Raw genomic sequence first — 8,629 nt, 5'->3', positions numbered from 1 at the left:
TGGACCTTCGTAAAGAACCATGATCACGCGAGGACTGCCCCCATGATCACCCTGGGTTATATCGACCAGCCCGGCAGATTATTGGACCTCTTCGCGCCCACCGCGCACACCCTCGACCTGGCCACCGACGTCTTCACCGCCAAGTTCCCGTGTTGGAACGGCGACTGGGCCATCATCTGAGCCGACCCACACCCGGTCAGCGAGCACGGCCGCGGCGGCGTGCGGCGTGACGCCGGCGGCCACCAACACCAACACGTCACCGTGGCACGGGCCGGCGTCCGTGCGACACCAGCACGCGAGGTCGACGCCGGCCAGCTCCCGGCGGGCAGCGGCCACCAGCTCCGGGTGCCGGTCGAGGTCGACGGCGTACGCGGTGACCGCGCCGGCCTGGTCGTGCTCGTGGCCGCAGCGGCGGCAGGCGCCGGCGCGGTGCGGGTTGGCGCAGCGGCTGGCCCGCAGGCCGGGCGCGGCCCGGCCGACGTAGACCGCGCCGGCCGGCACGCGCCCGTGAAACAGGTCGCCCAGCACCCTCACCCGCCGTGGTGCGCCCATCGGACCGAGGCCTCGGCAAGATCGGCGGCAAGCCAGTCCCGCCAGGTACGCAGCTGCTTCACGCTGAGGGTGACGGCCACCGCGGTGATGCCATCGCCGATCTCCAGGTCGAAACCGCGCTCGTACTCGTAATCGGACCAGTCGATGTACCGGTCGTCGTTCCCGGCGGGCCAGTAGGCGCCGGAGGCCTCGTTGATGTCGTCCGCGGTAATAGTGGCGCTCAGCGCGTCGACCAGCTCGCGCAACTGCATCGGGTTGAGGCCGAGCTGAACGGCGTCGGGGCCGTTGGCGAGTTCCAGGCCGCCGCCGCCGGCGGGCACCGACCAGTCCAGGTACGGGTCGCCAACGCGATCGCCGAGGTACAGCGCGCTGCCACCGAAAATGGGGGCCGGTCGGCCGCCGGTGGCCCTTTGGTGCTCGGCGCTGGCCATCTCGCCGCAGCGACCTCTACAGCCCCGCCGAGCCCGAGGACGACCGAGACGAAGACGACAACCTCGAACCGCTCGCCCTCCCCGAGCGCCACGCCGTCCACTGACACCACCGCGATCAGTAGCGACCGGCCCCGCCAGCACGAAATGCTGCGCGGGGCCGAACCGCCTGTAGCACCCTCAACCAAGATCAGATATTTGGCGGGCTGGGACAGCTACCCAAGCGCGGGGCCTCGTCGGAGTACGCGTCGACCAGGTAGCCGGTGGCCGCCGAGGGCCGGGGGGCCACCGTCGTGTCGGTCAGCCCCAGCGGCGTCAGCACCCGCTCGGCGAGCACCTCCGCCCAACTTCCGCCGCGCAGCCGACCGACCAGCAGGCCGAGCACCGCGAGGCCCAGGTTGGAGTAGTGGAAACGCCGGCCGGTGGGCAACACCCGCTCGGCGCGGTCCAGCTCGGCCACCAACTGCTCGGCGTCCGGCGCGTGCAGGGTGTCCCAGACGTCGCCGAACGGCTCGCGTTGCAGGCCGCCGGTGTGCGACAGCAGCCGGCGTACGGTCAGCTCGCCGTGCGCCGGCAGGTCCAGGTGCCGACCCACGGGGTCGTCCAGATCCAGCAGTCCGTCGTCGCGGCACTGGAGGGTGAGCACCGACGTGAAGGTCTTGGTGACCGAGCCGATGCGGAACTGGGTGCCCGGCCCCAACGGGCTGTCGGTGCCGGTGCCCCCGACGGTGCGGCTCCACAGCGGGCGGTCGGCCCGGTGCAGCGCCGCCGACACCGCCGGGACACGGGCGTCGGCCTGCACCCGGCGGACCAGCCGGTCCAACCGGGCGTACGCGTCGGAGCCGCCCGTCACGTCAGGTCCCGGGCGAGCATCGGGCCGAGTGGCGCACCGCCGAGCAGGTGGGCGTGCGCGTGGAACACCTCCTGCCCGCCGTACGCCCCGGTGTTGAACATCAGCCGGAACCCGTCGCCGAGCAGCCCCTCGTCCTCGGCCACCGCGGCGGCCGTGGCCAGCACCGCGCCGGCCAGCGCCGGGTCACCCTCGGCGAGGGTGGCGACGTCGGCGTAGTGCTCCTTCGGGATGACCAGGACGTGCACCGGGGCCTTCGGGTCGATGTCGCGGAAGGCGAGCGTGGTGTCGGTCTCGCGGACCACGGTGGCCGGGATCTCCCCGGCGACGATGCGGCAGAACAGGCAGTCGGATCCCATCGGGGCAGTGTAAGGACGAAGGCACGGCTGAGGCAGGATGGCATCGCGATGGCCACCGTCGCGCCGGGCTTCGTGGCGACCGACATGGTCACCGAGTATCTGCGCGGTGCGGAGGGCCGCCACGCGGCCGGCGCCTCCCACCTGCTCGTCGCGTCCTTTGCTCTGCTTCAATCACGGCAACACCCGAATGCCGGAACTGTTGCCTCCGCTGAGGCAGAGCAGGAACTGTTGCCTCCGCTGAAGCAGAGCAAAGGACACCCACACGGTGGTCTGGGTCGGGCACGACCCGTCGCAGCGGGAGGTGGGGTTACCAGCGGCCGAGGCGGGTGGCGAGCACGCTGAGCGCGGCCACGCCGGCCGTGGAGGTGCGCAGCACGGCCGGCCCGAGTCGTACCGGCCGGCCGCCGGCCTCACGGAAGGCGGTCAGCTCGGCCGGGGCGATGCCACCCTCCGGGCCGACGACCAGGACGATCTCACCGGTGGAGGGCAGCTCGGCGGTGGTGAGCCGCTCGTCGGCCTCCTCGTGCAGGACGAACCCGGTGGCGGCGCCGGCGATCCGGCGGGCCACCGTGGCGGTGGACTCGTCCGGCGCACCGGCCACGACCGGCAACCAGGGCCGGCGGGCCTGCTTCGCGGCCTCGCGGGCGGTGGCTACCCACTTCTCCCGGGCGCGTACGCCCCGGTCGCCGCGCCACTGGGCCACCGAACGCGACGCCGCCCAGGGCACGATCTCGTCCACCCCGACCTCGGTCATCGCCTGCACAGCCAGCTCGCCCCGGTCACCCTTGGCGATGCCCTGCACGGTGACGATCCGGGGTACGGGCGCGTCCGCGTACCCCCGGGAGGTGACGGCGACCTCCAGGCTGCCCCGGCCGACGGCGGTGACCACGGCGGCGGCCGTGCCACCCCGGCCGTCGGCGAGCAGCAGCTCCTCGCCGACCCGCAGCCGCTGCACGGTGGCGGCGTGGTGCCCCTCGGGGCCGTCGAGCGTCAACGCGTCGCCGGTGGGCAGCGCGTCGACCAGGAACAGCGGCGCGGACACGTCAGGCGTGGCCGTTGAACGCGTCGCGCATCCGGGAGAAGAAGCCGCCCTGCTTGGTCAGCTCGGCGACCTCCTCACCACGGGTCTTGGCGAAGTCGCGCAGCATCTTCTCCTGGTCGGGGTCGAGCTTGATGGGCGTCCGGACGTCGAGGTGCACGTAGAGGTCACCCCGGCCGGTGCCGCGCAGGTGCGGTACGCCCCGGGCGCGCAGCCGCAGCGTGCTGGCCGGCTGGGTGCCGGCCTTGACGTCGACGGTCTCCTCGCTGTCCAGCGTCTTGATGGTGAGCCGGGTGCCCAGCGCTGCGGCCGTCATCGGCACGGTGACGCGGCAGTGCAGGTCGTCGCCCTTGCGGGAGTAGACGTCGTGCGGCCGCTCGTGGATCTCCACGTAGAGGTCGCCGGCGGTGCCGCCGCCCGGGCCGACCTCGCCCTGCTGGGCCAGCCGGATCCGCATGCCGTCCTCGACACCGGCCGGGATCTTGACGGTCAGCGAGCGGCGGGTGCGCACCCGGCCGTCGCCGGCACAGGTGGGGCAGGGGTGCGGGATGGTCGTGCCGTAGCCCTGGCAGACGGTGCACGGCCGGGCCGAGACCACCTGGCCGAGGAAGGTGCGCTGCACGGACTGCACCTCGCCCCGACCCCCGCACGCCTCGCAGGTCGCCAGGTGGGTGCCGGCCGCGGTGCCCGCGCCCGAGCAGGTGGTGCAGAGCACGGCCGTGTCGACGGTGATCGGGGCCTCGACGCCGAACGCCGTCTCGTGCAGGTCGAGTTCGAGGCGCAGGATCGCGTCAGCGCCCGGCCGGGTCCGTGGACGCGGCCCACGGCCGGCGCCACCCGCCGCGCCACCGAAGAAGGCGTCCATGATGTCCTGGAAACCGACGAACGGGCCGGCGCCGCCCGGACCACCCGGGCCGCCCGCGCCCCCGCCTCCCGGGGCGAGCGGGTCGCCACCCAGGTCGACGATCTGCCGCTTCCGGTCGTCCGAGAGGACCTCGTACGCGGCGTTGATGTCCTTGAACTTCTCCTGGGCCTCCGGGTCCGGATTGACGTCCGGGTGGAACTGGCGCGCCAGCTTGCGGTAGGCGCGCTTGATCTCGTCATCGGAGGCTTCCCGGCTGACACCGAGGATGCCGTAGTAATCCCTGGCCACTGCGTTCCGTGTCCTCATGTTCGTCTCGCGTTGCGCCGACCGGCGGCCGCAGCCGGCCGTCGGCCCTGACTGGTCAGTTCTGGGCCAGCAGCTCGCCCACGTAGCGTGCCACGGCGCGCACCATGGCGATATTGCCGGGGTAGTCCATTCGGGTGGGCCCCAGCACCCCCAGGCCGCCCACGATGGTCGCCCCCGGGCCGTACCCGGTGCTGACCACCGAGGCGGCGCGCAGGTTGTCGAACTCGTTCTCGTCGCCGATCAGCACACGGGTCGTGCTGGGCTCGGTCTCGCCGATGAGCTTGAGGAGCACGACCTCCTCCTCCAGCGCCTCCAGGATCGGCCGCAGCGAACCCTGGAAGTCGAGCAAACCACCCCGGGTCAGGTTGGCGGTGCCGGCCAGGGCGATGCGTTCCTCGTGCCGCTCGACAAGCGTCTCCAGCAGGACGGTGGAGAGCGTGGTCATGGCGGGGCGCAGCTGCACCGGCGCCTCCTCGACCAGCGCCTGGACCAGGGGAGGCGTGTCCGACATGCGCTCCCCGGCGAGCTTCTCGTTGACCAGGCGACGCAGGTCGGTGACGTCGTCGGCGGGCACCGGCCCCGGCAGCTCCACCAGCCGCTGCTCCACCCGGCCGGTGTCGGCGATCATGACGAGCATCAACCGGGTGGTGGAGATCGGCACCAGCTCCAGGTGTCGTACCGAGGAGCGGGCCAGGCTCGGGTACTGCACGACGGCTACCTGACGGGTCAGTTGGGCGAGCAGCCGTACGGTGCGGTGGACCACGTCGTCGAGGTCGACGGCGCCGACGAGGAAGCGCTCGATGGCCCGCCGCTCGGCCGGGCTGAGGGGCTTGACCCGGGACAGCCGGTCGACGAAGAGTCGGTAGCCACGGTCGGTGGGCACCCGGCCGGCGCTGGTGTGCGGCTGCCGGATGTAGCCCTCCTCCTCCAGCACGGCCATGTCGTTGCGGACCGTCGCCGGGGAAACCCCGAGCTGGTGCCGCTCGACCAGCGCCTTGCTGCCGACCGGCTCCTGGGTCGAGACGTAGTCCTCGACGATGGCGCGGAGCACGGCGAGCTTGCGGTCGTCCAGACCCATCCTCCGCACCTCCTGTCGCACGTCGGCCCGCCGGCCCATCCGGGCCGACCGGCCGTCCTGGCACTCGACTGTAACGAGTGCCAGTCTACGTCGGCGCCCCCGCCGACGCGATGATCAAGCTCCTCGCTGTCCGCGCCGCCGGACCGGCCCGACGGTGTCGCACTGGTGCGACATTGCCATCGGCACCTACCGTGACAACCATGACTGAACCACCTCGCCCTCCCGGCGCGGGAGACCCCGGCGGTTACCCGCCGGAGCCGACTCCCCCCGGCTCGCCCTACTCGGACGAGCCGCCCACCGCACCACTGTCCGGGGCGTCCGGCCCGGGCGGCTATCCCCCGGCCGGTGGCTATCCGCCGCCCACCGGTGACCAACCGCCGTCGGGCGGCTACCCTCCGCCGGGTGGCTACCCCCCACCGGGCGGTTACCCGACTGGCGGCTATCCGACCGGCGGCGCGTACGGCGGCCCCGGCGGCGGCTACGCCAACAACGAGGACAAGACCTGGGCGTTGGTCGCGCACTTCGGCGGCGCGGCCGGCATGATCATCAGTGGTGGCGTGCTCGGCTGGATCGCTCCGCTGGTGGCGCTGCTGGCCCGGGGCAACCAGTCCCCGACCGTCCGGGCGCACGCCGTGTCGGCGCTCAACTTCCAGCTCATCTGGTCGATCGTCGGCCTGGTCGGCTGGGTGCTGTCCTGCATCCTCATCGGCTTCATCGGGGTCGCGGCAGCCGTCATCCTCGGGGCCGTGTTCGGCATCATCGCCGGCATCAAGGCCAACGAGGGCAGCCAGTACCGCTACCCGCTCTCGGCCAACCTCGTCAAGTGATCCGGGCCGGCCGCTCCCCCGGCCGGTCCCGGCAGGTCAGGGCAGCAGGTCGCGCACGACCGCATCGGCGAGCAGGCGGCCGCGCAGGGTCAGCACCGCCTGACCGGCGGCGTACCTCCCGGCGTCCAGCAGGCCGTCGGCGAGGGCCTGCTCGGCGCCGGCCCGGCCGGCGGCGTCGAGCACTCCCAACGGCAGGCCGCTGGCGAGCCGCACCCGGAGCATCACGTCCTCCATGTGCGCCTCGTCGGCGGTGAGCACCTCGCGGGCCAGGCCGGGTGACGCCCCGGCGGCCAACCGCTGGGCGTACGTCGTGGGGTGCTTCACATTCCACCAACGCACCCCGCCGACGTGGCTGTGTGCGCCGGGGCCGAGGCCCCACCAGTCAGCGCCGGTCCAGTAGAGCAGGTTGTGCCGGCACCGGGCCGCCTCGGTGCGCGCCCAGTTCGACACCTCGTACCAGGACAGGCCGGCCGCGTCGAGGGCGGCCTCGGCGGCCAGGTAGCGGTCCGCCGCCACGTCGTCACTGGGGTACGGCAGTTCGCCGCGCTTCATCCGGGCGGCGAGCCGGGTGCCGTCCTCCACGATGAGGGCGTACGCGCTGACGTGGTCGACCCCGGCGGCGACGACCTGCTCCAGCGTGGCGGCGAAGTCCTCGGCCCGTTCCCCCGGGGTGCCGTAGATCAGGTCCAGGTTGACGTGGTCGAACCCGGCTTCGCGCGCCTCCTGGGCGGCGGCGGTGGCCCGGCCTGCGCTGTGCCTGCGGTCCAGGATCGCCAGCACTCCCGGCGACGCGGACTGCATGCCCAGCGAGATCCGGGTGTAGCCGGCCGCCCGCAGCCGCCGCAACGACTCCGGGGTGACCGACTCCGGGTTGGCCTCGGTGGTCACCTCGGCGTCGGCGGCGAGCCCCCAGGTGCGGTCGATGCCGTCGAGGATGCGGGCCAGGTCGTCGGCGGGCAGCAGGGTTGGCGTGCCACCGCCGACGAAGACCGTGTCGACGCGGGGCGGTGGGTTGTCGCCGAGCACCCGGGAGGCGAGCGCCAGTTCGGCCAGCACGGAGTCGGCGTACGACTCGCGGCTGACGCCCCCGCCCAGCTCGGCGGCCGTGTACGTGTTGAAGTCGCAGTAGCCGCAGCGGCTGGCGCAGAACGGCACGTGGACGTACACGCCGAAGCCGCGCGCGCCGACCGCCGCGGTGGCGGTGGCGGGCAGCGATCCGTCGACGGGGACGGTCTCACCATCTGGAAGGACGCCGGGCATGGCCACTAGTGTGCCCGGCATGACCTCTCCCGACGTCCTCGTGCGGGTCACCACGGCCCGTGGGGTGACCACCCTCACCCTGGACAGCCCGCACAACCGCAACGCGCTCTCCACCGCCCTGATGACCCAGTTGCTGGCCGGGCTCGCGGACGCGGTGGCCGACGACGCGGTCCGGGTGATCGTGCTCGATCACGCCGGCCCGGTCTTCTGCTCCGGCGCGGATCTGAAGGAGACCGCTGCGGCGTACGCCAGCGGGACGGTGCCCGCCGGCATGCTGGGCGACGTGCTCGCGGCGCTCTGGGAGTGCCCGAAGCCGGTGCTCGCGCGGGTCGCCGGGCCGGCGCGAGCCGGTGGTCTGGGCCTGATCGCCGCTGCCGACCTGGCGGTCTGCGCCGACGAGGCGACGTTCGCGTTCACCGAGGTACGGATCGGGGTGATCCCGGCGGTGATCTCGGCGACCGTGCTGCCCCGCCTGCACCCGCGTGCCGCCGCCGAGCTGTACCTGACCGGCGACACCTTCGACGGCCGACGGGCGGCCGAGATCGGCCTGGTCACGGCCGCCGTGCCGGCGGACGGGCTGGACGACGCGGTACGGCGCTACTGCGACTCGCTGGTGCGCGGGGCGCCCGGCGCGCTGGCCGGCGCGAAGGAGTTGCTGCGCCGGCCGGGCACCGCCGAGCTGCGGGCTGACCTGGCGCGGCTGTCCGCCCTCTCGACCGGTTACTTCCTCTCCGACGAGGGGCACGAGGGGGTCACGGCGTTCCGGGAAAAGCGACAGGCGCGATGGGTGCCCGCTCTCGACGTCTGAGCATCCGGGCGGGCGCTGCGGCGAGCGGCAGCGCCCGGTCGGACGCGAGGAAGACCACCAGCTCGGCGACCTCCTCCGGGCGGGCGAAGCGCTTGAGGAGCGCCTTGGCCGTGATGGCGTCCCGGGCCGCCTGGTCAAGTCCTTGACCGGTCAATCGCTTCCCGGCACCGGGATCGGGTGACTAGTGCTGCTCCGCGTTAATTCGTGGAGGGGTGTTGATTAGGCTGGCTGGTCGTCGAGGTAGAGGTAGCAGGCGC

The 8,629-nt window shown here is 73.0% G+C and carries 9 protein-coding genes and 1 pseudogene; 2 read left to right on the top strand and 8 right to left on the bottom strand.

The window, feature by feature from the left end; all coding sequences use genetic code 11:
- Positions 1–78: 78 nt before the first annotated feature.
- The 7 genes and pseudogenes from ACLQ24_RS27290 to hrcA form a co-directional block, all read right to left on the bottom strand.
- Positions 79–552 (bottom strand): DUF4326 domain-containing protein, encoded by a 474-nt coding sequence (locus tag ACLQ24_RS27290; protein ID WP_425894606.1) that lies wholly within the window; start codon positions 550–552, stop codon positions 79–81.
- Entirely contained in the window at positions 531–983 is a 453-nt protein-coding gene (locus ACLQ24_RS27285; protein WP_425894605.1) for a hypothetical protein, read from the bottom strand. The genes ACLQ24_RS27290 and ACLQ24_RS27285 overlap by 22 nt, the downstream gene beginning before the upstream one ends.
- Positions 984–1,179: 196 nt before the next feature.
- Positions 1,180–1,833, bottom strand: a pseudogene (locus ACLQ24_RS27280) (serine hydrolase domain-containing protein); the annotation flags it as partial.
- Positions 1,830–2,189 (bottom strand): histidine triad nucleotide-binding protein, encoded by a 360-nt coding sequence (locus ACLQ24_RS27275; RefSeq protein ID WP_355244131.1) that lies wholly within the window; start codon positions 2,187–2,189, stop codon positions 1,830–1,832. The pseudogene ACLQ24_RS27280 and the gene ACLQ24_RS27275, both read right to left, overlap by 4 nt.
- A gap of 307 nt (positions 2,190–2,496) precedes the next feature.
- Positions 2,497–3,231, bottom strand: coding sequence for a 16S rRNA (uracil(1498)-N(3))-methyltransferase (locus tag ACLQ24_RS27270; protein ID WP_425894604.1), 735 nt, complete (start codon positions 3,229–3,231; stop codon positions 2,497–2,499).
- 1 nt (position 3,232) lies between these two features.
- A complete protein-coding gene (gene dnaJ, locus ACLQ24_RS27265; RefSeq protein ID WP_425894603.1) occupies positions 3,233–4,381 on the bottom strand; it encodes a molecular chaperone DnaJ in 1,149 nt (382 codons plus the stop codon).
- A gap of 73 nt (positions 4,382–4,454) precedes the next feature.
- Complete coding sequence (hrcA, locus tag ACLQ24_RS27260) at positions 4,455–5,477, bottom strand: heat-inducible transcriptional repressor HrcA (RefSeq protein ID WP_355053206.1); 1,023 nt, start codon at positions 5,475–5,477, stop codon at positions 4,455–4,457.
- A 200-nt stretch (positions 5,478–5,677) separates the two neighbouring features.
- On the opposite strand from hrcA, the gene ACLQ24_RS27255 reads away from it, so the two are divergent.
- Positions 5,678–6,304, top strand: a complete 627-nt coding sequence (locus ACLQ24_RS27255) for a DUF4870 domain-containing protein (RefSeq protein WP_425894602.1) — start codon at positions 5,678–5,680, stop codon at positions 6,302–6,304.
- Between the two features lie 36 nt (positions 6,305–6,340).
- Here ACLQ24_RS27255 and hemW read toward each other — a convergent pair whose 3' ends face one another.
- Positions 6,341–7,564, bottom strand: coding sequence for a radical SAM family heme chaperone HemW (gene hemW, locus ACLQ24_RS27250; protein WP_425894607.1), 1,224 nt, complete (start codon positions 7,562–7,564; stop codon positions 6,341–6,343).
- Positions 7,565–7,583: 19 nt separating this feature from the next.
- Between hemW and ACLQ24_RS27245 the strand changes: the two genes are divergently transcribed.
- On the top strand, positions 7,584–8,372 hold the full coding sequence (locus ACLQ24_RS27245; RefSeq protein ID WP_425894601.1) for an enoyl-CoA hydratase-related protein: 789 nt from the start codon (positions 7,584–7,586) through the stop codon (positions 8,370–8,372).
- The last annotated feature ends 257 nt before the right edge of the window (positions 8,373–8,629 follow it).

Source organism: Micromonospora sp. DT4, assembly GCF_049841675.1.
GTDB lineage: Bacteria > Actinomycetota > Actinomycetes > Mycobacteriales > Micromonosporaceae > Micromonospora.
This window is presented reverse-complemented; position numbering and strand designations above follow the sequence as displayed.

Excerpts from the sequence above, each read along its gene's own strand:
- ACLQ24_RS27285 (WP_425894605.1), bottom strand. The coding sequence starts at position 983 with ATGGCCAGCGCCGAGCACCAAAGGGCCACCGGCGGCCGACCGGCCCCC.
- ACLQ24_RS27255 (WP_425894602.1), top strand. The coding sequence starts at position 5,678 with ATGACTGAACCACCTCGCCCTCCCGGCGCGGGAGACCCCGGCGGTTAC.
- hemW (WP_425894607.1), bottom strand. The coding sequence starts at position 7,564 with ATGCCCGGCGTCCTTCCAGATGGTGAGACCGTCCCCGTCGACGGATCG.
- ACLQ24_RS27290 (WP_425894606.1), bottom strand. The coding sequence starts at position 552 with ATGGGCGCACCACGGCGGGTGAGGGTGCTGGGCGACCTGTTTCACGGG.
- ACLQ24_RS27245 (WP_425894601.1), top strand. The coding sequence starts at position 7,584 with ATGACCTCTCCCGACGTCCTCGTGCGGGTCACCACGGCCCGTGGGGTG.
- hrcA (WP_355053206.1), bottom strand. The coding sequence starts at position 5,477 with ATGGGTCTGGACGACCGCAAGCTCGCCGTGCTCCGCGCCATCGTCGAG.
- ACLQ24_RS27275 (WP_355244131.1), bottom strand. The coding sequence starts at position 2,189 with ATGGGATCCGACTGCCTGTTCTGCCGCATCGTCGCCGGGGAGATCCCG.